19 protein-coding genes, 1 tRNA gene and 1 pseudogene are annotated in these 20,582 nt (G+C 70.0%); 17 read left to right on the top strand and 4 right to left on the bottom strand.

Features of this window, described 5'->3' with window-relative positions; translation table 11 throughout:
• Positions 1–1,399, bottom strand: a 1,399-nt coding sequence (locus ACFY01_RS42040) for an MFS transporter (protein WP_390741042.1), incomplete at its 3' end; no start/stop codon positions are given.
• A 56-nt stretch (positions 1,400–1,455) separates the two neighbouring features.
• Here ACFY01_RS42040 and ACFY01_RS42035 point away from each other — a divergent pair.
• The 5 genes and pseudogenes from ACFY01_RS42035 (at position 1,456) to ACFY01_RS42015 (ending at position 5,742) form a co-directional block, all read left to right on the top strand.
• Positions 1,456–2,088 carry a CGNR zinc finger domain-containing protein gene (locus tag ACFY01_RS42035; protein ID WP_390741041.1) on the top strand — a complete coding sequence of 211 codons (633 nt, stop codon included), beginning with the start codon at positions 1,456–1,458 and terminating at the stop codon, positions 2,086–2,088.
• Positions 2,089–2,115: 27 nt separating this feature from the next.
• Complete coding sequence (locus ACFY01_RS42030) at positions 2,116–2,685, top strand: TetR/AcrR family transcriptional regulator (protein ID WP_390741040.1); 570 nt, start codon at positions 2,116–2,118, stop codon at positions 2,683–2,685.
• 94 nt (positions 2,686–2,779) lie between these two features.
• Positions 2,780–4,249 (top strand): MFS transporter, encoded by a 1,470-nt coding sequence (locus ACFY01_RS42025; protein WP_390741039.1) that lies wholly within the window; start codon positions 2,780–2,782, stop codon positions 4,247–4,249.
• Positions 4,250–4,277: 28 nt separating this feature from the next.
• Positions 4,278–4,571, top strand: a pseudogene (locus ACFY01_RS42020) (DUF3291 domain-containing protein); the annotation flags it as partial.
• Positions 4,572–4,686: 115 nt separating this feature from the next.
• A complete protein-coding gene (locus ACFY01_RS42015) occupies positions 4,687–5,742 on the top strand; it encodes a UDP-N-acetylmuramate dehydrogenase (protein ID WP_390741038.1) in 1,056 nt (351 codons plus the stop codon).
• A gap of 12 nt (positions 5,743–5,754) precedes the next feature.
• On the opposite strand, the gene ACFY01_RS42010 is transcribed toward ACFY01_RS42015, so the two are convergent.
• Entirely contained in the window at positions 5,755–6,387 is a 633-nt protein-coding gene (locus ACFY01_RS42010) for an NAD(P)-dependent oxidoreductase (RefSeq protein WP_390741037.1), read from the bottom strand.
• Between the two features lie 114 nt (positions 6,388–6,501).
• On the opposite strand from ACFY01_RS42010, the gene ACFY01_RS42005 reads away from it, so the two are divergent.
• Both ACFY01_RS42005 and ACFY01_RS42000 read left to right on the top strand, forming a co-directional pair.
• A complete protein-coding gene (locus ACFY01_RS42005; RefSeq protein WP_390741066.1) occupies positions 6,502–7,104 on the top strand; it encodes a TetR/AcrR family transcriptional regulator in 603 nt (200 codons plus the stop codon).
• The gene (locus ACFY01_RS42000) at positions 7,095–7,766 is read left to right on the top strand and encodes a hypothetical protein (RefSeq protein ID WP_390741036.1); all 672 of its coding nucleotides are present in this window, start codon (positions 7,095–7,097) and stop codon (positions 7,764–7,766) included. Before ACFY01_RS42005 ends, ACFY01_RS42000 begins: the two co-directional genes overlap by 10 nt.
• Here ACFY01_RS42000 and ACFY01_RS41995 read toward each other — a convergent pair.
• Together ACFY01_RS41995 and ACFY01_RS41990 are read right to left on the bottom strand one after the other, a co-directional pair.
• On the bottom strand, positions 7,747–8,787 hold the full coding sequence (locus ACFY01_RS41995) for an adenosine deaminase (protein WP_390741035.1): 1,041 nt from the start codon (positions 8,785–8,787) through the stop codon (positions 7,747–7,749). The genes ACFY01_RS42000 and ACFY01_RS41995 overlap by 20 nt on opposite strands.
• A 128-nt stretch (positions 8,788–8,915) precedes the next feature.
• The gene (locus tag ACFY01_RS41990) at positions 8,916–10,142 is read right to left on the bottom strand and encodes a pyridoxal phosphate-dependent aminotransferase (RefSeq protein WP_390741034.1); all 1,227 of its coding nucleotides are present in this window, start codon (positions 10,140–10,142) and stop codon (positions 8,916–8,918) included.
• Between the two features lie 260 nt (positions 10,143–10,402).
• Between ACFY01_RS41990 and ACFY01_RS41985 the strand changes: the two genes are divergently transcribed.
• The 10 genes from ACFY01_RS41985 to rpoB all read left to right on the top strand — a co-directional run bounded on the left by ACFY01_RS41985 (position 10,403) and on the right by rpoB (position 20,548).
• Positions 10,403–10,475, top strand: a tRNA-Trp gene (locus ACFY01_RS41985).
• Between the two features lie 107 nt (positions 10,476–10,582).
• A complete protein-coding gene (secE, locus tag ACFY01_RS41980; RefSeq protein WP_390741033.1) occupies positions 10,583–10,867 on the top strand; it encodes a preprotein translocase subunit SecE in 285 nt (94 codons plus the stop codon).
• 80 nt (positions 10,868–10,947) lie between these two features.
• Positions 10,948–11,811 (top strand): transcription termination/antitermination protein NusG, encoded by an 864-nt coding sequence (gene nusG / locus ACFY01_RS41975; protein ID WP_390741032.1) that lies wholly within the window; start codon positions 10,948–10,950, stop codon positions 11,809–11,811.
• 169 nt (positions 11,812–11,980) lie between these two features.
• Positions 11,981–12,415, top strand: coding sequence for a 50S ribosomal protein L11 (gene rplK, locus ACFY01_RS41970; protein ID WP_037858373.1), 435 nt, complete (start codon positions 11,981–11,983; stop codon positions 12,413–12,415).
• Between the two features lie 97 nt (positions 12,416–12,512).
• A complete protein-coding gene (gene rplA, locus ACFY01_RS41965) occupies positions 12,513–13,238 on the top strand; it encodes a 50S ribosomal protein L1 (RefSeq protein WP_390741031.1) in 726 nt (241 codons plus the stop codon).
• 165 nt (positions 13,239–13,403) lie between these two features.
• Positions 13,404–14,333, top strand: a complete 930-nt coding sequence (locus ACFY01_RS41960) for a hypothetical protein (RefSeq protein WP_390741030.1) — start codon at positions 13,404–13,406, stop codon at positions 14,331–14,333.
• Positions 14,334–14,342: 9 nt separating this feature from the next.
• On the top strand, positions 14,343–15,134 hold the full coding sequence (locus ACFY01_RS41955; RefSeq protein WP_390741029.1) for an LppX_LprAFG lipoprotein: 792 nt from the start codon (positions 14,343–14,345) through the stop codon (positions 15,132–15,134).
• Between the two features lie 312 nt (positions 15,135–15,446).
• Complete coding sequence (gene rplJ / locus ACFY01_RS41950) at positions 15,447–15,977, top strand: 50S ribosomal protein L10 (RefSeq protein WP_390741028.1); 531 nt, start codon at positions 15,447–15,449, stop codon at positions 15,975–15,977.
• 116 nt (positions 15,978–16,093) lie between these two features.
• Entirely contained in the window at positions 16,094–16,477 is a 384-nt protein-coding gene (rplL, locus tag ACFY01_RS41945) for a 50S ribosomal protein L7/L12 (RefSeq protein WP_030823471.1), read from the top strand.
• A 585-nt stretch (positions 16,478–17,062) separates the two neighbouring features.
• Positions 17,063–20,548 (top strand): DNA-directed RNA polymerase subunit beta, encoded by a 3,486-nt coding sequence (rpoB, locus tag ACFY01_RS41940; RefSeq protein WP_132857193.1) that lies wholly within the window; start codon positions 17,063–17,065, stop codon positions 20,546–20,548.
• Positions 20,549–20,582 lie beyond the last annotated feature (34 nt).

Below are 20,582 nucleotides of genomic sequence, written 5' to 3'. Positions count from 1 at the left end.
GCGGGGGGCGTGGGGGTGGTGGGGGCGGCCGGGGGGGCGTGGGGCGGCGGCCTGGGGGGTTGAGGGGTTGAGCTCCGGGCCGCCGACCTGGGGCGCCCCCCCCACCCCCCCCCACTTCTCCCGTACTACGCCCGCCGGATGCCCCGCACCTCCCGAACAGCGCCCCGACGACCTGCACCCCGGCCGCCGTGAGCAGGGCGCCCGGCAGCGACCGGCCGATCACCGGGCCCGCCACCGCCGCGCCCAGGGCGAAGCCGGTGATCTTCAGGCTGGCGCCCGTGGTGAAGACCTGGCCGCGCAACCGCTCCGGCGCCTCCCGGTACCGCACCGCGAACAGAGCCGTGAGCTGCGGTCCTTGCCCCGCCCCGGCGAGTACGACCGCGGCGGCCAGCGGCGCCGGACGACCGGTCGCGGCCAGGACGAGGGCGGCGGCCTGCGACAGCGCGCCGACCCGGACCACGCGGTCCGGGGCGGGCCCGCGGCCGGGGAGGCGGGCGAGGACGGCGTTCGCGACGAGGGACACGACGGCGACACCGGAGAGCAGCAACGCGCCGCGCCCCGCGCCGCCGAGGGACCGCGCTCCCAGTACCGGCGCGCAGGCGATCAGCATGCCCTGCGCCGCACAGGAGGCGACCGATGTCACCGTGGCCCGGGCCAGCGACGGGCTGCGGCCGATGCACCGCCAGCCGGCCGCGAGGTCGCCCAGCACCGTGCCGGCGCGCGGACCAGAGCGCACGCCCGGACCAGAGCGCACGCCCGGACCAGGACGCACGCCCGGACCAGGACGCACGCCCGGACCAGGACGCACGCCCGGGCCGGGACCCCCCGCCGCTCCCGTCCCCGGCCGCCCAGGCAGCGTCCAGGCGACCGGCAGCGCCGCCCCGATGAGCGTCACCGACAGCACGACCGCGGCGGGAGCCCCCAGCAGCCCCGCCGCGATGCCCGCCAGGGCGGGGCCCGCCAGGCTCGCGGCGCCGAAGGTCATGGCGTCGAGCGCGGTGGCGCGCGGCAGCCCTTCCGGCGGGACGACGCGGGGCAGCTGTGCCGTCCAGCCGCCTGAGAGGGCCGGCCCGAAGAGACCGGTGCCCACGGCGATTGCGAGCACGAGGGCACGCGGCATGCGGCCCAGCGCCGCGAGGATCAGTACCAGCCCCACCGCGTACAGCCCCAGCGCCGCCCCCAGCAGCCGGCCAGGCCGCGCCGACCGGTCGAGGAACACCCCGAGCACGGGACCGCCCACCGCCGCCGCGACCGTCAAGGCCGCGAGCAGCGACGACGCCTCGGCGGCCGAGCCCGAGGCCGCGAAACCGGCCAGCAGCAGCGCCGGCCCGGACATCTCGTCGCCGGTGCGGGCGGCCGTCGCCCCCGCCAAGTAGACACACGTGTCACGTCTTTTCATCGGCGCGACGCTACGTACGTAACTCAAAATAGCTCAATATGCGTTACGTTCGCGCCATGCCCTCCCGCGCCCACGACTGGTCCACCCGCCACTCCGTACTCACCAACGCGCGCCGCACCGCCGCTCTGGTCAACGCCCTCACGGTCGGCCCCGGTCCGGATCCGGATCCGGATCCGGATCCGGTCCCGGCCCCGGAGGCGGTCGCCGCCGTACTGCGCGAGTACGGCGAGACCGGCCCCCTCCACCTGACCGCCCAGGACGTCGGTCGCATGCGCGCCGCCGCCGTGCCGCTCCGCGAGGTCTTCGCCGCCGCCGACGTGGACACGGCCGCCGCCGCCCTCAACCGGCTCCTTGGGGAGTGCGCGGGGCCGCTGCGCCTCACCTCGCACGGCGGCGGCACGCCCTGGCATCCGCACCTCGATCGCGACGACGACGCCCCCTGGGACGAGTGGCTCCTCACCTCCTCGTGTCTGGCGCTCGCCGTCCTGGTGTGGGACCACCAGCGTCCGCCGGGGCGGGTCTGCGCCTCTCCGGCCTGCGGGAACGTGTTCATCACACAGGGGCAGGGCCCTGAGCGCCGGTACTGCTCCCGGCGCTGCGCGACCCGTGAGCGGGTGGCGGCCCACCGCCGTTCGCGGCCGCGCGCGGGCATCCCGGACGCGACCCGCTCCGCCACTCCCTTGACTTAGTTAGTGATTGAGTACTAACTTTCTCGCATGGTCAGGATGAGCGCAGAGGAGAGGCGCGAGAGCGTCATCCGCGCGGCGATGAGCGAGTTCGCGCGGGGCGGCTATCACGGGACGTCCACCGAGGCGATCGCCAAGCGTGTCGGTGTCTCGCAGCCGTATCTCTTCCGCCTTTTCCCGGGCAAGAAGGCGATCTTCCTCGCGGCGGCCGAGCGGTGCGTGGAGGACACGATCCGCACCTTCGAGGAAGCCGCCGAGGGGCTGGAGGGCGAAGAGGCCCAGCAGGCCATGGCGAACGCGTACGTCAAGGTCATCGCGGAGCGACCCGAGCGGCTCCAGATGCAGATGCAGATGTACCTCGCGGTCGCCGCCGCCGACGAGGAGGGCGATCACGCCTTCGGGGAGTCCGTGCGGGCCGGCTGGATGCGCCTGTGGGACACCGTGCACCTCCCGCTCGGCGCCGACGCGAACGAGACGACGACCTTCATGGCGTACGGGATGCTGATCAACTGCCTGGTGGCCATGGGGTTTCCGCCCGGGCACCGGGTGTGGGACGGGATCTACCCGGACGCGCGGGTCACGGGTCGGCTGGAGAAGTAGCGCGGGCGGCGAAGGGTGATGACCGGCGCCGTTCGCCCGCAGAAGTTAGTCATCGATAACTAATCAACTGTCACGAGCACTCCCTGGGGGAGAGATGCCACAGCAGAGGTCAGAGCAGACGGAACAGCAGAGCACACGTCGCGGGGGAACCGTCTGGGCCCTCGTCATCACCAGCGTCGCCGGATTCATGGCGTCCCTCGACAACCTCGTCGTCACCACCGCCCTGCCCTCGATCCGCCGGGACCTGGGTGGCGCGCTGAACGACCTGGAATGGACCGTGAGCGCCTACACGCTCACCTTCGCCGTCCTGCTGATGTTCGGCGCGGCGCTCGGCGACCGGTTCGGCCGCCGCCGGCTCTTCCTCGCCGGGCTCACCGTCTTCACCGGCGCCTCCGCGGCCGCCGCCATGGCACCCGGCATCGGCTCCCTCATCGCCGCCCGCGCCGTCCAGGGCGTCGGCGCCGCCGTGATGATGCCGCTGACGCTGACCCTGCTGACCGCGGCCGTGCCCGCCGCCAAGCGCGGGATGGCGTACGGCATCTGGGGTGCGGTCAACGGCCTCGCGGTCGCCTCCGGACCGCTGATCGGCGGCAGCCTCACCGAACACGTCTCCTGGCACTGGATCTTCTGGCTGAACGTCCCGCTCGGGGTGGCCCTGCTGCCGCTCGCCCGGCTGCGCCTGGCCGAGTCGTACGGCACCGGTGCCCCGCTCGACCTCCCCGGCACGCTGCTCGCCAGCGGCGGGCTCTTCGGGATCGTGTACGGCCTGGTCCGCGGGCCCGCCGACGGCTGGACCGACACCGTCGTGCTGACCGCGCTGTTCGCGGGCAGCGCCCTGCTGGCCGGCTTCGTCCTCTACAGCACCCGCGCCAAGAACCCGATGCTGCCCATGCGGCTGTTCCGCTCCCGCGCCTTCGCCGGGATCAACGCGGCCAGTCTGCTGATGTTCGTCGGCATGTTCGGCTCGATCTTCCTGCTCAGCCAGTACATGCAGGGCGTGCTCGGCTACTCGCCCACCGAGGCCGGCTTCCGGATGCTGCCCTGGACCGGCATGCCGATGCTCGTCGCGCCGGTCGCCGGGATCCTCTCCGACCGCATCGGCGGCCGACCGGTCGTCGCCACCGGACTGTTCTTCCAGGCCGTCGGACTCGGCTACATGGCCTCCGTGGTCTCGGCCGACCTCTCCTACGCCGCGCAGCTGCCCGGTCTGATCATCAGCGGTATCGGCATGGCCCTCTACTTCGCCCCGGCCGCCAACCTGGTGATGTCCAGCGTCCGCCCGCAGGAGCAGGGCATCGCCTCCGGCGCCAACAACGCGCTGCGCGAGGTCGGCGGCGCCCTCGGCATCGCGGTCATGTCCTCGATCTTCTCCGCGCAGGGCGGCTACGAGTCCGCGCAGAACTTCGTCGACGGCCTCAAGCCCGCCCTGGTGACCGGCTCCGGGGTCGTGGCGCTCGCCGGAGCGGCGGCACTGCTGATCCCGAGCAGGCGCCGCGCCGCCGCCCCGGCCGCGAGCGTGGCCGAGCAGGCACCCGCCCCGGTCGTCGAAGCCGCCTCCCGCTGACCGCGGCCGCGCCCGAAAGGAGTGCGAGATGCCCGTCCTGCCCTGGACCGTGCCCAGCACCCCGCCGCAGGACACCGAGGTCCATGTCTTCGCCTCACGCTTCGAGACCCGCACCCTCCGGGGAGCCCTGCGGTTCCTCGTCCGCACCCCGGCGGTGTGGCGCCAGGTGAGCGGCGGGCCCGGCGCCCACGGGGCCTCGCTGAAGGCGCAGCCGTTCCGGCGGACCTTCTGGACGCTGTCCGCCTGGCAGTCACCGCAGGCCCTGAAGGCCTTCGCCGGCTCCGGGAGCCATGCGCCGACGTCCCAAGGGCTCGCCTCCCAGACGTGAGACCCCCACGCGCGCGTGGGGCGTGGACAACCGCATGACGGCCCGGCTTCCCGCCGGGCCGTCGGCCTGTGCCGGGGCACTGTCGGTGCCGTCTCGTAGTCTTGGGCGCGTGCAGGAACTCCACGACGCTCCCCTCGCCCCGCTGACCACCTTCCGGCTGGGCGGTCCCGCGACCCGGCTGGTCACCGCCACCACCGACGCCGAGGTGATCGACGCCGTCCGGGCGGCCGACGCCACCGGCACGCCGCTGCTGGTCATCGGCGGCGGATCGAACCTGGTCATCGGCGACAAGGGCTTCGACGGCACGGCCCTGCGCATCGCCACCACCGGCTTCGAACTGCGCGGTACGACACTGGAGCTGGCGGCCGGCGAGGTGTGGACGGACGCCGTCGCCCGCACCGTGGAGGCCGGGCTCGCGGGCATCGAGTGCCTCGTCGGCATCCCGGGCTCGGCGGGCGCGACACCGATCCAGAACGTCGGCGCGTACGGCCAGGAGGTCTCCTCGACCATCACCGAGGTCATCGCCTACGACCGCCGGTCCCACGAGACGGTCACGCTGACCAACGACGAGTGCGCCTTCTCCTACCGCCACAGCCGCTTCAAGGACGACCCGACGCGCTACGTGGTGCTGCGCGTCCGCTTCGCCCTGGAGGACGCGGACGGGCTGTCGGCACCGGTCAAGTACGCCGAGACGGCCCGCGTGCTCGGTGTCGACCCCGGTGACCGGGTGGCGCTCGCCACCGCCCGCGAGACCGTCCTGAAGCTGCGCGCCGGCAAGGGCATGGTCCTGGACCCCGACGACCACGACACCTGGTCGGCCGGGTCGTTCTTCACCAACCCGATCCTCACCGACGCCCAGTTCGACGCCTTCCACGCGCGCGTGCGGCAGCGGCTGGGCGACGGCGTCGAGCCGCCCGCCTACCCGGCGGGGGAGGGCCACACCAAGACCTCGGCGGCCTGGCTGATCGACAAGGCCGGCTTCACCAAGGGCTACGGCACCGGGCCCGCCCGCATCTCCACCAAGCACACCCTCGCCCTCACCAACCGGGGCGGAGCCACCACCGAGGACCTGCTGTCCCTCGCCCGCGAGGTCGTCGCCGGAGTCCACGAGGCCTTCGGCATCACGCTGGTCAACGAGCCCGTGACGGTGGGCGTCGCCCTGTAGGCCGTCACACGCCTAGTACGCCACCCCGACCCCCTGCTTCACCGTCCCCGGATCGTCGATCATCGCCAGCATCGCGTGGGCCACGTCCGCCCGCGCGATGAAGCGCCCCCTGGGCGGGAAGCCGCCGACGACCGTCCGGTACGAGCCGGTGAGGGGCTTGTCCTGCAACCGCGGCGGCCGTACGGACGTCCAGTCCGTGCCGCTGCGGGCCAGCTCGTCCTCCATCTCCCGCAGGTCGGCGTAGACGTCCTTGAGCAGCGCCGAGACGATCCCCCGCACACCGCGGTCGAGGAAGCCGTCCCCCGCCGGTTCCGGGCCCACCGGCCCGGCGCTGACCACGAGCACCCGGCGCACGCCCTCGGTCTCCATGGCCCGCAGGACCGTACGGGTCAGCCGGGCCGCGACCCCGGCGTCCTTGCGGCTGCGGGGACCCAGGCCGGACAGGACAGCGTCCCGTCCGGTGACCGCGGGGCGTACCGCTTCGGGGTCGGCGAGGTCGGCGCGGAACACCTCCAGGCCCGCACCGGTCACGTCGAGCCGGGCCGGGTCGCGCACCACGGCCGTGACCCGGTGGCCCGCGGCGAGCGCCTGACGGACGACTTCCTGCCCGATTCCTCCGGTGGCGCCGAAGACGGTGAGGTTCATGACCCGCTCCTCCCTGGTGGGTGAGTACTCACTCACCCTGTTGCCCCCTAGAGTGAGTAAGCACTCACCCACCCGTCAAGCATGCTTGGAGAGGCCATGCGATCCTTGGGCGCCATGCAGCAGAAACCGGCCCGAGCCCGCATCCTTGACGCCGCCCACGAACTCATGCTCACCATCGGGCTGGCCCGCGCCACGACCAAGGAGATCGCCAGGGCGGCAGACTGCTCCGAGGCAGCCCTCTACAAGCACTTCACCAGCAAGGAGGAGCTGTTCATAGAGGTCCTGCGCGAACGGCTCCCGGGAGTCGCCCCGCTGCTGAGCGCCCTCACCGCCGAGCCGGGCCGGCACACCCTGGAGGAGAACCTCACCGAGATCGCCCGGCAGGCCGCCCTGTTCTACGAGCAGAGCTTCCCGATCGCGGCCTCCCTCTACGCCGAGACCCAGCTCAAGAAGCGCCACGACGAGGCGATGCGGCAGATGGGCGCGGGCCCGCACCTGCCCATCGAGGGCCTCGACGCCTACCTCCGCGCCGAACAGGCCGCAGGCCGCGTCCACCCCGAGGCGGACACCTTCGCGGCCGCCTCCCTCCTCCTGGGCGCCTGCGCCCAACGGGCCTTCGCCTACGACGCCACCAGCGACGGCGAACCGCCCCCCGTGGACGACTTCGCCCGGCGGCTGGCCCGCACGCTGCTGACCGGAATCGCCGCATGCGGCTGAGACTGCGCCAGTTCCGGCCGAGGACCGGCCCGCACGAGCACCGGGTCGTCCAGCCCTGGCAGCCCCTGCGACACACCTCCCTGAGCGCCCCCGAGCCGATCGGCCTGCTGCTGGGCGACCACGACGGCCTGAACCGGCTCGCGGGCCTGTTCTCCTTCGCCGCCTACTCCCGCCACACGATCGTCCACGTGCCCCTGCGCGACGGAGTCCCGCCCGACGAGGGCTGGGGCGAGCCGACCGACCTCGTCCTCGCCCACCACACCCTCGGCCTGCGCTCCAGCCAGTGGCCCGAACTGCGCCAGAAACTGCGCCACGGCACCCCGCTGACCGTCCGCACCGACGAGGCACGCACCGCCCGGGACGCCGCTCGGTGGCGCGAACGGCGGGAACGGGCCGACTTCCGCGAGGAATTACGGCACGCCACGCACGCCCGCACGTTCTTCCTCTTCGGCAGCCGCGACGTCTTCGCCGAGACCGCCACCTCCTTCGCCCACGCGGCGGGCTGGGGGCCGCGCCAGAAGGACGTGGCCAAGGGACACTCGGCGCTGATGACGGAACTCCCGGCGCTGGTCCAGCCACCCGGCGGCGGCCACTCCCTGGACGTCCTGATCTGCTTCAAGCCCTATCCGCCGTACGCCCACTTCAAGCGCCCGGGCCACTGAGCCATTCGTCCACCCCCGCCAGCAGCCGTGCCTTCACACCCTCCGGCGCCGCCGAGCCCCGGACCGACTGCCGGGCCAGCTCCGCCAGTTCGGCGTCCGAGAAACCGTGGTGCAGGCGGGCGAGGTCGTACTGGGCGGCGAGCCGGGAGCCGAAGAGCAGCGGGTCGTCGGCGCCCAGCGCCATCGGGACGCCCGCCTCGAAGAGCGTGCGCAGCGGCACGTCCTCCGGCTTCTCGTACACGCCCAGCGCCACGTTCGACGCCGGGCACACCTCGCAGGTCACACCCCGGTCCGCCAGCCGCTTCAGCAGCCGCGGGTCCTCCGCCGCGCGCACCCCGTGGCCGATCCGCGAGGCGTGCAGGTCGTCCAGGCAGTCCCGGACCGAGGCCGGGCCGGTCAGCTCGCCGCCGTGCGGGGCCGCGAGCAGACCGCCGTCCCGGGCGATCGAGAACGCCCGGTCGAAGTCCCGCGCCATGCCCCGCCGCTCGTCGTTCGACAGCCCGAAGCCCACCACGCCCCGGTCGGCGTACCGCACCGCCAGCCGGGCCAGGGTGCGAGCGTCCAGAGGGTGCTTCATACGGTTGGCGGCCACCAGCACGCGCATGCCCAGGCCGGTCTCCCGGGACGTCGTGTCCACCGCGTCCAGGATGATCTCCAGGGCCGGGATCAGACCGCCCAGCCGGGGCGCGTACGACGTCGGGTCCACCTGGATCTCCAGCCAGCCCGAGCCGTCCTTCAGATCCTCCTCCGCCGCTTCCCGGACCAGCCGCTGGATGTCCTCCGGCTCCCTGAGGCAGGAGCGCGCCGCGTCGTACAGCCGCTGGAAGCGGAACCAGCCCCGCTCGTCCGTGGCCCGCAGCTTCGGTGGCTCCCCGCTGGTGAGGGCTTCGGTCAGCACCTCGGGCAGGCGCACACCGTACTTGTCGGCCAGCTCCAGGACGGTCCCCGGCCGCATCGAGCCGGTGAAGTGCAGGTGCAGATGGGCTTTCGGCAGCTCAGAGACATCACGTACACGCTCCATCCAAGGATCCTGCCGCACGTCCCCGCCGTCCCGGTAGCGGATTCCCCGAACGTGGTCTTGCTCGCACAAAGGGGCGGGGGCCACCTCCCGAAATTGGGAGGTGGCCCCCGATAAGAAGCAGGTGGACGTCAGTCCTGCGCCTCCGCCAGCAGCTTCTGCATCCGGCTCACGCCCTCGACCAGGTCCTCGTCACCGAGCGCGTAGGACAGCCGCAGGTAGCCGGGGGTGCCGAAGGCCTCGCCGGGGACGACCGCGACCTCGGCCTCCTCCAGGATGAGGGCGGCCAGCTCCACCGTGTTCTGCGGGCGCTTGCCGCGGATCTCCTTGCCGAGCAGGGCCTTCACCGACGGGTACGCGTAGAAGGCGCCCTCAGGCTCCGGGCACAGCACGCCGTCGATCTCGTTGAGCATCCGCACGATGGTCCGGCGGCGCCGGTCGAAGGCCTCGCGCATCTTCTCGACGGCCGACAGGTCGCCGGAGACGGCGGCCAGGGCCGCGACCTGGGCCACGTTCGAGACGTTCGAGGTCGCGTGCGACTGGAGGTTCGTCGCGGCCTTCACCACGTCCTTCGGGCCGATGACCCAGCCCACGCGCCAGCCGGTCATCGCGTACGTCTTCGCGACGCCGTTGACCACGATGCACTTCTCGCGCAGCTCGGGCAGGAGCGCGGGCAGGGAGGTGAACTTCGCGTCCCCGTAGACCAGGTGCTCGTAGATCTCGTCCGTCAGCACCCACAGGCCGTGCTCGACCGCCCAGCGGCCGATCGCCTCGGCGTCCTCGGCGCTGTAGACCGCGCCGGTCGGGTTCGAGGGGGAGACGAAGAGCACGACCTTCGTGTTCTCCGTGCGGGCCGCCTCCAGCTGCTCCACGCTCACCCGGTAGCCGGTCGTCTCGTCCGCGACGACCTCCACCGGCACACCGCCGGCCAGCCGGATCGACTCCGGGTACGTCGTCCAGTACGGCGCCGGGACGATGACCTCGTCGCCCGGGTCGAGGATCGCGGCGAAGGCCTCGTAGATGGCCTGCTTGCCGCCGTTGGTGACCAGGATCTGCGCCGGGTCGACCTCGTAGCCGGAGTCGCGCAGCGTCTTCGCGGCGATCGCGGCCTTCAGCTCGGGCAGACCGCCGGCCGGGGTGTAGCGGTGGTACTTGGGGTTCTTGCAGGCCTCGACGGCCGCCTCGACGATGTAGTCCGGGGTCGGGAAGTCGGGCTCACCCGCGCCGAAGCCGATCACCGGACGCCCGGCGGCCTTGAGGGCCTTGGCCTTGGCGTCCACGGCGAGGGTGGCGGACTCGGAGATCGCGCCGACTCGGGCGGAGACCCGGCGCTCGGTGGGAGGGGTTGCAGCGCTCATGGAGCCATCGTTTCAGACCGGAAACCCGCCCGGCACGCGGGTTTCACCCACTGAACAGGATCGTGCCGACCCGTGAACAAGGGTCCGAATTCGGGCCCGGGTCAGGACGATCTTCCGGTCGGACAGCCCGTACGGGCACTTTCTGTTCGACGCCGGGCTCGCGACCACGTACACTCTCACCTCGTTGGCCTCCAGCAGCCGCGGCTCAGCCGGTGCACAACGAGCACCCGGTCGGATGCGGTACGTTGGGGAACACACAAAGGGTCGTAGCTCAATTGGTAGAGCACCGGTCTCCAAAACCGGCGGTTGGGGGTTCAAGTCCCTCCGGCCCTGCTACACACACCGCCAGGATGTGTGCGCATGTACGTACAGCAATGCACCGCCGTGCGGCTCAGGAACCGGGCGCGGCACGGCCACGACCCGGGATCAGGTGAGGACGAATGACGGACGCCGTGGGCTCCATCGACACGCCTGACGCCCAGGATGAGGTGCAGGAGACCAAGAAGGCCCGCAAGGGTGGCAAGCGCGCCAAGAAGGGCCCGCTGAAGCGCCTCGGTACCTTCTACCGCCAGATCATCGCGGAACTCCGCAAGGTCGTCTGGCCGACGCGTAACCAGCTGACGTCGTACACCACCGTGGTGATCTTCTTCGTCGCCATCATGATCGCGCTGGTGACCGTGATTGACTATGGGCTCAACCACGCCGCCAAGTACGTCTTCGGCTGAGCCAAGAGCGAAGGGCGCCGCGGTACCGGCGCCCGTTTTCGCATGTTCCACCCCCATGTATCCAGGAAGAAGCAGCCATCGTGTCTGACCCGAACCTGAACGACGCCACCGAGCCTCGCGAGAGTGCCGCCGAGACGGTGGACGACGAGCTCGACATCGTCGAGGGCGCGGATGAGCAGGACGAGTTCGAGGCTGCGGAAGCCGCGCTGGGTGAGGCTGCCGAGGAATCCGCCCTGCACGTCGAGGACGAGTCCGACGAGTCCGTCGAGGACGAGTCCGACGCCCTGGCCGTGGCTGACGAGGCCGAGGAAGAGCCTGCCGAGCCCGTCGACCCGATCGAAGCCCTCCGCGAGGAACTGCGCACCCTGCCCGGCGAGTGGTACGTCATCCACACCTACGCCGGTTACGAGAACCGCGTGAAGACCAACCTGGAGCAGCGGGCCGTCTCGCTGAACGTCGAGGACTACATCTTCCAGGCCGAGGTGCCGCAGGAAGAGGTCGTCCAGATCAAGAACGGCGACCGCAAGACGATCAAGCAGAACAAGCTGCCGGGTTACGTCCTGGTCCGCATGGACCTGACCAACGAGTCGTGGGGCGTCGTCCGCAACACCCCGGGCGTCACCGGCTTCGTCGGCAACGCCTACGACCCCTACCCGCTGACCCTGGACGAGATCGTCAAGATGCTCGCCCCGGAGGCGGAGGAGAAGGCCGCCCGCGAGGCCGCCGAGGCCGAGGGCAAGCCGGCGCCGCAGCGCAAGGTCGAGGTCCAGGTCCTGGACTTCGAGGTCGGCGACTCGGTCACCGTCACCGACGGCCCGTTCGCCACGCTCCAGGCGACCATCAACGAGATCAACCCCGACTCCAAGAAGGTCAAGGGCCTGGTGGAGATCTTCGGCCGCGAGACGCCGGTCGAGCTCTCCTTCGACCAGATCCAGAAGAACTAGTTCTTTCTGGACCCACCGCTTCCGCGCAGGTCAGGCGAACGCTCGACGGACGTCTGACCTGCGCGGTTTTTGGCCGCGCATCTATACCCGTTATCGTTGTGCGGTATGCCTGCGTCCGGGTTGTCCCCCGAGCGCGGGCAGGACCCGAACCGAAAGGACCCGGAGAGCTATGCCTCCCAAGAAGAAGAAGGTCACGGGGCTCATCAAGCTCCAGATCAACGCCGGTGCGGCGAACCCGGCCCCGCCGGTCGGCCCGGCGCTGGGTCAGCACGGCGTCAACATCATGGAGTTCTGCAAGGCCTACAACGCCGCGACCGAGTCGCAGCGCGGCTGGGTCATCCCGGTGGAGATCACGGTCTACGAGGACCGTTCCTTCACCTTCGTGACCAAGACGCCGCCGGCCGCGAAGATGATCCTCAAGGCCGCTGGTGTGGAGAAGGGCTCCGGCGAGCCGCACAAGACCAAGGTCGCCAAGATCACCGAGGCGCAGGTCCGCGAGATCGCCCAGACCAAGCTGCCCGACCTGAACGCCAACGACCTGGACGCCGCGTCGAAGATCATCGCCGGCACCGCCCGTTCCATGGGCATCACGGTCGAGGGCTGAGCCCCACCCCCAGCAGTCATGCGGCCGTAGCCGGTCGCACGTGGCAGGGCCTGCTCGGCCCGTACCACGACTCCTTTCAGAACACACAGGAGCAGTTGTGAGCAAGCGCAGCAAGGCCCTCCGCGCTGCGGACGCCAAGGTCGACCGGGAGAAGCTGTACGCCCCGCTCGAGGCCGTCCGTCTCGCCAAGGAGACCTCCACGACCAAGTTCGACGGCACCGTCGAGGTCGCCTTCCGTCTGGGTGTCGACCCGCGCAAGGCCGACCAGATGGTCCGTGGCACCGTGAACCTGCCGCACGGCACCGGCAAGACTGCCCGGGTCCTGGTCTTCGCGACCGGTGACCGTGCTGCGGCCGCGGAGGCCGCGGGCGCCGACATCGTCGGCTCCGACGAGCTGATCGACGAGGTTTCGAAGGGCCGTCTGGACTTCGACGCCGTCGTCGCCACCCCGGACCTCATGGGCAAGGTCGGCCGCCTCGGCCGCGTCCTCGGCCCGCGTGGTCTGATGCCGAACCCCAAGACCGGCACCGTCACCCCCGACGTCGCCAAGGCCGTCACCGACATCAAGGGCGGCAAGATCGAGTTCCGCGTCGACAAGCACTCGAACCTGCACTTCATCATCGGCAAGTCGTCCTTCGACGACGCCAAGCTGGTGGAGAACTACGGCGCCGCGCTGGAGGAGATCCTCCGTCTGAAGCCGTCCGCCGCCAAGGGTCGCTACATCAAGAAGGCCGCCATCACCACCACGATGGGCCCCGGCATCCCCGTCGACCCGAACCGCACCCGTAACCTCCTCGTCGAGGAGGACCCGGCCGCCGTCTGAGCCTCGCGCTCACCCCGGTAGCCGCGTCGGAGACGCGACAAAAAAGGGCGGGCCCCGCAACCTTCCGAGGTGCGGGGCCCGTCCTTCCTTTGTGCGACCTTTCGCACGACTGTCAGTGGCCTGGGTTACGGTGCTGGCACACAACTCGCTTAGGGGTGGGACGAGATGAAGAGCACGACCGTGCGCCGGGTGACCCTTTCCGTCGCGGTGCTGACCGCGCTCACCGGGGTGGCCGCCTGCGGCACCGACAAGGGGAACTCCGGCGACAAGGCGGGCGGCAACGGCGTCACACACCTCAGCCCCATCGCCGCCCTGCGTTCCGCCGAGCAGTCCACGGACAAGGCCGACTCGGCCAAGGTCCGCTCCACCACGACCATCGCCGGACTGATGTCCATGAAGGCCGACGGCGCCCTCTCCTGGGGCGACGGCATGCGGGGCGACCTCACCATCACGTACACCGGCGGCCAGATGGCCGACACGATGCGCAAGGCCGGCACGTCGTCGATGGAGGCCCGCTATCTGCCGGACGCCTACTACGCGAAGATGAGCGAGAAGTTCGCGGCGTCGTTCGGCGGCAAGCACTGGATCAGGTACGCGTACGACGACCTCGCCAAGCTCGCCGGCGGCTCGGGCGCGTACCTCAAGGACCAGATGCAGAACACCACGCCGAACCAGTCGGTGAAGATGCTGCTGGCCTCCGGCGACGTGAAGAAGGTCGGCGAGGAGAAGGTGGCCGGTGTGCAGACCACGCACTACGCGGGCACGGTGAACGTCGCCGACCTCGCCGGCAAGAGCAGCAACCTCAGCGCCTCCCAGCTCGCGGACCTGAAGAAGCAGCTCAGCCAGGCGGGCGTCACCACGGACACCGTGGACATCTGGGTCAACGAGCAGAATCTGCTGGTCAAGAAGACCGAGAAGGCGGACATGGCGACCGGCACGATGACCAGCACGGCGTACTACACCGACTACGGCGTGAAGGTCACCGCCGAGGAGCCCCCGGCCAGTGACACCAAGGACTTCAAGGACCTCATGAAGTCCACCGGGACTGCCACCGGGTCCGGGACCGTGGCGGGCGGCGCCGGCACCAGCTCCTGACGGCCCTCCGTGAGACCGTCCGCGGGCGCCGCGGCACTCGCCGTCCTGCTGGCCGGAGGCGCCGCCGGGTGCGCACAGGGGGACGACCCGGCGGCGGCCCCGGCGACGCCCGCCGCGGCCGTCGCCCGGGCCGCCGAGAAGACCGGCGGGCTCACCTCCCTGCGCTACCGGGCGACCGGCCGCATACCGGGGGAGGGCCGCATCCGGGCCGTGGGCTCCTACAAGGCGAACGCCAGTGGCGTGACGACGCGGGTGATCGGCGGAGCACACCCCGGCACCACCGAGTTGCGGCTCGTCGACGGGGTGCTCTACGGCTCCGCCCGGAAGCCCCTGCACGGCAGGCACTGGATCTGCTACGGCTCCCTGGAGCGCGGCAAGCTGGACGACTTCATCGTCCTGAACACCAGGAACGAGCGGGACGAGGCGGGCCGGAACCCGGCCCGGGAGGCCGCCTTCCTGACCGCCGCGAAGCACGTGAAGGACGCCGGCACCGAGACCGTCGACGGCGTACGCACCACCCACTACACCGGCACGGCAGGCCTCGACGCGATCGACGCCGAGGTGAGGCCCGGCAAGAGCCTCAGGCCGTACCGGACGATGGGCGTGGACGAGCTCACCCTCGATCTGTGGGTCGGCCCCGACGACCGCGCCCGGCAGGTGCGGCTGCGGGGCAGGGGCCACCATGGCGAACTCGACCTCACCCTCACCTTCCTCGCCTACGACGGGCGGGTGACGGTCGAGGCCCCGGCCGCCTCCGACACCTCGGACCTCACCGGGCGGCTCAAGCCGGTCAGGGGCTGACCACGCGGGGAGAGACCGGCCGGGCCGTACGGGCGGATTTGCTTGGGCACGACCCGTTCACGTACTCTCCTACAGAAGCCAAAGACCGCTGGTCGTTGCCGTGCACTCGCAGGAGGGCGCGGTGGCCGAAGGATCCGCTGAAAATGCGGACGACCCGCGCAGGTGACAGTGGAAGAACTCCCGGAGCAGGTGCGTCCCCGCTCATGCGACCGGTCGAGTCCGCCCCGTGCGCCTGCGCCGGGGCGTTTCGTTTTCCCCAGTCCTCCTTCGGGTCCGCGCGGTCAGAATCACCCGGAAGGAGGCCGAGGCTCTATGGCGAGGCCCGACAAGGCTGCCGCAGTGGCCGAGTTGACGGAGCAGTTCCGCAACTCCAGCGCTGCCGTGCTGACCGAGTACCGCGGTCTCACCGTGGCGCAGCTCAAGACGCTGCGCCGGTCGCTCGGTGAGAACGCCCAGTACGCCGTGGTGAAGAACACGCTGACCAAGATTGCGGCCAACGAGGCCGGGATCACGACGCTGGACGACCTGTTCAACGGTCCGACGGCTGTCGCCTTCGTCACCGGTGACCCGGTGACGTCGGCGAAGGGTCTCCGTGACTTCGCCAAGGACAACCCGAATCTCGTCATCAAGGGCGGTGTCCTTGACGGCAAGGCGCTGTCCGCCGACGAGATCAAGAAGCTTGCGGACCTCGAGTCCCGCGAGGTTCTGCTCTCCAAGCTGGCGGGTGCCTTCAAGGGCAAGCAGTCCCAGACTGCGCAGCTCTTCCAGGCGCTTCCCTCGAAGCTCGTCCGCACCGTGGACGCCCTTCGCGCCAAGCAGGACGAGCAGGGCGGTGCCGAGTAATTCGGCTCGCTTTCTGACCTGGGCCGCATGAGGCGGCAGAGGTCACAGCGGGCCAACGTACGCCCGCCACTCATGTACATCCGGCACCAGCCGAATTAGTGGAAGGATCGCCCATCATGGCGAAGCTCAGCCAGGAAGACCTGCTCGCGCAGTTCGAGGAGATGACCCTCATCGAGCTCTCCGAGTTCGTGAAGGCGTTCGAGGAGAAGTTCGACGTCACCGCCGCCGCCGCGGTCGCCGTGGCGGGCCCGGCCGGCCCGGCCGCCCCCGCCGAGGCTGCTGAGGAGAAGGACGAGTTCGACGTCATCCTCACCGGCGCCGGTGACAAGAAGATCCAGGTCATCAAGGTCGTGCGTGAGCTGACCTCCCTGGGCCTGAAGGAGGCCAAGGACCTCGTGGACGGCGCCCCGAAGCCCGTTCTCGAGAAGGTCGCCAAGGACGCCGCCGAGAAGGCCGCCGAGTCCCTCAAGGGCGCCGGCGCCTCCGTCGAGGTCAAGTAACACCCCCGCGGTCGGCAAGACCGTAGCGACGGCCGAAACGGTCCCGTAGGGCTGTAACGGTCACGCACCGAAGAGCGATCATCCATCCGGGTGGTCGCTCTTCGGCGTTTCCGGGGTCCGGCCACGGTTACCTTGCACCTGTGATGGTGAGGGGTAGGGTGATCTTCGTCTTGTCCCCGGGTACCCCGGTTCGGGCCAGGGGGGCCTTGACGAACCGCACGCAGCGCGCAATTCTCAGGACGCGTCGTCACAAGGATCCGAATCCGAGGCATGGATCGACGGCGAAGAGGGCAGTATCAACGTGCGTTGAGGGCAGGCATGCCGAGGGCGTTGGGAAGAGCGGTGAGCACGGCGAGGGTCTCAAGAAACCCGCACTGGACATCAGTGGGCCAAGTGGCTACACTGACCCTTTGCGCTGCCTGTTAGCTGTCCCCTGCCCGTCACCAGGGGTCTGCCCTCGCCCGAACATCGACGACAAACCTTCCCCGACCTGCCCTTTTGGTCAAACGGGAACAGTCTGTCTCTGTGCGCGGGAGAGGGGCCGGTACGCGCGTAGTGAGTCCGAGCCCTCGGAAGGACCCCCTCTTGGCCGCCTCGCGCAACGCCTCGACCGCGAATACGAACAACGGCGCCAGCACCGCCCCGCTGCGCATCTCCTTTGCAAAGATCAAGGAGCCTCTCGAGGTTCCGAACCTGCTCGCGCTGCAGACCGAGAGCTTCGACTGGCTGCTCGGCAACACCGCCTGGCAGAGTCGGGTCGAGGAGGCTCTGGAGAACGGTCAGGACGTCCCCACCAAGTCCGGCCTCGAGGAGATCTTCGAGGAGATCTCCCCGATCGAGGACTTCTCCGGGTCGATGTCCCTGACGTTCCGGGACCACCGCTTCGAGCCGCCGAAGAACTCCATCGACGAGTGCAAGGAGCGCGACTTCACGTACGCCGCCCCGCTCTTCGTCACCGCCGAGTTCACCAACAACGAGACCGGTGAGATCAAGTCCCAGACGGTCTTCATGGGCGACTTCCCGCTCATGACGAACAAGGGCACTTTCGTCATCAACGGCACTGAGCGTGTCGTGGTGTCCCAGCTGGTCCGTTCCCCCGGTGTCTACTTCGACTCCTCCATCGACAAGACGTCCGACAAGGACATCTTCTCCGCCAAGATCATCCCGTCCCGGGGTGCCTGGCTGGAGATGGAGATCGACAAGCGCGACATGGTCGGTGTCCGTATCGACCGCAAGCGCAAGCAGTCCGTGACCGTCCTCCTGAAGGCGCTCGGCTGGACGACCGAGCAGATCCTCGAGGAGTTCGGCGAGTACGAGTCCATGCGCGCCACCCTGGAGAAGGACCACACCCAGGGCCAGGACGACGCGCTGCTCGACATCTACCGCAAGCTGCGCCCGGGCGAGCCCCCCACGCGCGAGGCCGCGCAGACGCTCCTTGAGAACCTCTACTTCAACCCCAAGCGCTACGACCTCGCCAAGGTCGGCCGCTACAAGGTCAACAAGAAGCTGGGTGCGGACGCCCCGCTCGACGCGGGTGTCCTGACCGTCGAGGACGTCATCTCGACGATCAAGTACCTGGTGAAGCTGCACGCCGGCGAGACCGAGACGAGCGCCGACAACGGTCAGACGATCGTCGTCGAGACCGACGACATCGACCACTTCGGCAACCGTCGTCTGCGCAGCGTCGGCGAGCTCATCCAGAACCAGGTCCGTACGGGTCTGGCGCGTATGGAGCGCGTCGTGCGTGAGCGCATGACCACGCAGGACGTCGAGGCGATCACGCCGCAGACCCTGATCAACATCCGGCCGGTCGTCGCCTCCATCAAGGAGTTCTTCGGCACCAGCCAGCTGTCCCAGTTCATGGACCAGAACAACCCGCTGTCCGGGCTGACGCACAAGCGTCGTCTGTCCGCGCTCGGCCCGGGTGGTCTCTCCCGTGAGCGGGCCGGCTTCGAGGTCCGTGACGTGCACCCCTCGCACTACGGCCGCATGTGCCCGATCGAGACGCCTGAAGGCCCGAACATCGGTCTGATCGGCTCGCTCGCCTCGTACGGCCGGGTCAACGCGTTCGGTTTCGTCGAGACCCCGTACCGCAAGGTCGTCGACGGCCAGGTCACCGACGAGGTGGACTACCTGACCGCCGACGAAGAGGACCGGTTCGTCATCGCGCAGGCCAACGCCACCCTCAACGACGACCTGCGGTTCACCGAGAACCGCGTCCTGGTCCGCCGTCGTGGTGGCGAGGTCGACTACGTCGCCGGTGACGACGTGGACTACATGGACGTCTCGCCGCGCCAGATGGTGTCGGTCGCGACCGCCATGATCCCCTTCCTCGAGCACGACGACGCCAACCGTGCCCTCATGGGCGCGAACATGATGCGTCAGGCCGTGCCGCTGATTAAGTCCGAGTCCCCGCTCGTCGGCACCGGCATGGAGTACCGCTCCGCCGTCGACGCCGGCGACGTGGTCAAGGCCGAGAAGGCGGGTGTGGTCCAGGAGGTCTCCGCGGACTACATCACCACGGCCAACGACGACGGCACGTACATCACGTACCGCCTGGCCAAGTTCGCCCGCTCCAACCAGGGCACCTCGGTCAACCAGAAGGTCATCGTCAACGAGGGCGACCGGATCATCGAGGGCCAGGTCCTCGCCGACGGTCCGGCCACCCAGCACGGCGAGATGGCGCTGGGCAAGAACCTGCTCGTGGCGTTCATGCCGTGGGAGGGTCACAACTACGAGGACGCGATCATCCTGTCGCAGCGCCTCGTGCAGGACGACGTCCTCTCCTCGATCCACATCGAGGAGCACGAGGTCGACGCCCGTGACACCAAGCTCGGCCCCGAGGAGATCACCCGGGACATCCCGAACGTCTCCGAGGAGGTCCTCGCCGACCTCGACGAGCGCGGCATCATCCGCATCGGCGCCGAGGTCATCGCCGGCGACATCCTCGTCGGCAAGGTGACCCCGAAGGGCGAGACCGAGCTGACCCCCGAGGAGCGCCTGCTCCGCGCGATCTTCGGTGAGAAGGCCCGTGAGGTCCGTGACACCTCGCTGAAGGTGCCGCACGGCGAGACCGGCAAGGTCATCGGCGTGCGCGTCTTCGACCGCGAGGAGGGCGACGAGCTTCCCCCCGGTGTGAACCAGCTGGTGCGCGTCTACGTCGCGCAGAAGCGCAAGATCACCGACGGTGACAAGCTCGCCGGCCGCCACGGCAACAAGGGTGTCATCTCCAAGATCCTGCCCATCGAGGACATGCCGTTCCTCGAGGACGGGACCCCGGTCGACATCATCCTCAACCCGCTCGGTGTGCCGTCCCGAATGAACCCGGGACAGGTGCTGGAGATCCACCTCGGCTGGCTCGCCAGCCGCGGCTGGGACGTCTCCGGTCTCGCCGACGAGTGGGCGCAGCGCCTCCAGGCCATCGGCGCCGACAGTGTCCAGCCGGGCACCAACGTCGCCACCCCGGTCTTCGACGGCGCCCGCGAGGACGAGCTGGCGGGTCTGCTCCAGCACACCATCCCGAACCGCGACGGCGAGCGCATGGTGCTCCCGTCCGGCAAGGCGCGGCTGTTCGACGGCCGTAGCGGTGAGCCGTTCCCGGACCCGATCTCGGTCGGCTACATGTACATCCTGAAGCTGCACCACCTGGTCGACGACAAGCTGCACGCCCGTTCGACCGGCCCGTACTCGATGATCACCCAGCAGCCGCTGGGTGGTAAGGCCCAGTTCGGTGGCCAGCGGTTCGGCGAGATGGAGGTGTGGGCGCTGGAGGCATACGGCGCCGCGTACGCCCTCCAGGAGCTGCTGACCATCAAGTCCGACGACGTCACCGGCCGCGTGAAGGTCTACGAGGCCATCGTCAAGGGCGAGAACATCCCCGAGCCCGGCATCCCCGAGTCCTTCAAGGTGCTCATCAAGGAGATGCAGTCGCTCTGCCTGAACGTGGAGGTGCTGTCCAGCGACGGTATGTCCATCGAAATGCGTGACACCGACGAGGATGTCTTCCGCGCTGCGGAGGAGCTCGGCATCGACCTGTCCCGGCGCGAGCCGAGCAGCGTCGAAGAGGTCTGACGGGAGTCCGGCGGGGCCCTGATCCACAAGGGCC

The organism is Streptomyces sp. NPDC001480 (assembly GCF_042894725.1).
Taxonomy (GTDB): domain Bacteria; phylum Actinomycetota; class Actinomycetes; order Streptomycetales; family Streptomycetaceae; genus Streptomyces.
This window is presented reverse-complemented; position numbering and strand designations above follow the sequence as displayed.

Excerpts from the sequence above, each read along its gene's own strand:
- ACFY01_RS42035 (WP_390741041.1), top strand. The coding sequence starts at position 1,456 with ATGCCCTCCCGCGCCCACGACTGGTCCACCCGCCACTCCGTACTCACC.
- ACFY01_RS42030 (WP_390741040.1), top strand. The coding sequence starts at position 2,116 with ATGGTCAGGATGAGCGCAGAGGAGAGGCGCGAGAGCGTCATCCGCGCG.
- ACFY01_RS42025 (WP_390741039.1), top strand. The coding sequence starts at position 2,780 with ATGCCACAGCAGAGGTCAGAGCAGACGGAACAGCAGAGCACACGTCGC.
- ACFY01_RS42010 (WP_390741037.1), bottom strand. The coding sequence starts at position 6,387 with ATGAACCTCACCGTCTTCGGCGCCACCGGAGGAATCGGGCAGGAAGTC.
- ACFY01_RS42005 (WP_390741066.1), top strand. The coding sequence starts at position 6,502 with ATGCAGCAGAAACCGGCCCGAGCCCGCATCCTTGACGCCGCCCACGAA.
- ACFY01_RS42000 (WP_390741036.1), top strand. The coding sequence starts at position 7,095 with ATGCGGCTGAGACTGCGCCAGTTCCGGCCGAGGACCGGCCCGCACGAG.
- ACFY01_RS41995 (WP_390741035.1), bottom strand. The coding sequence starts at position 8,787 with ATGGAGCGTGTACGTGATGTCTCTGAGCTGCCGAAAGCCCATCTGCAC.
- ACFY01_RS41990 (WP_390741034.1), bottom strand. The coding sequence starts at position 10,142 with ATGAGCGCTGCAACCCCTCCCACCGAGCGCCGGGTCTCCGCCCGAGTC.
- secE (WP_390741033.1), top strand. The coding sequence starts at position 10,583 with ATGACGGACGCCGTGGGCTCCATCGACACGCCTGACGCCCAGGATGAG.
- rplK (WP_037858373.1), top strand. The coding sequence starts at position 11,981 with ATGCCTCCCAAGAAGAAGAAGGTCACGGGGCTCATCAAGCTCCAGATC.
- ACFY01_RS41960 (WP_390741030.1), top strand. The coding sequence starts at position 13,404 with ATGAAGAGCACGACCGTGCGCCGGGTGACCCTTTCCGTCGCGGTGCTG.
- rplJ (WP_390741028.1), top strand. The coding sequence starts at position 15,447 with ATGGCGAGGCCCGACAAGGCTGCCGCAGTGGCCGAGTTGACGGAGCAG.
- rplL (WP_030823471.1), top strand. The coding sequence starts at position 16,094 with ATGGCGAAGCTCAGCCAGGAAGACCTGCTCGCGCAGTTCGAGGAGATG.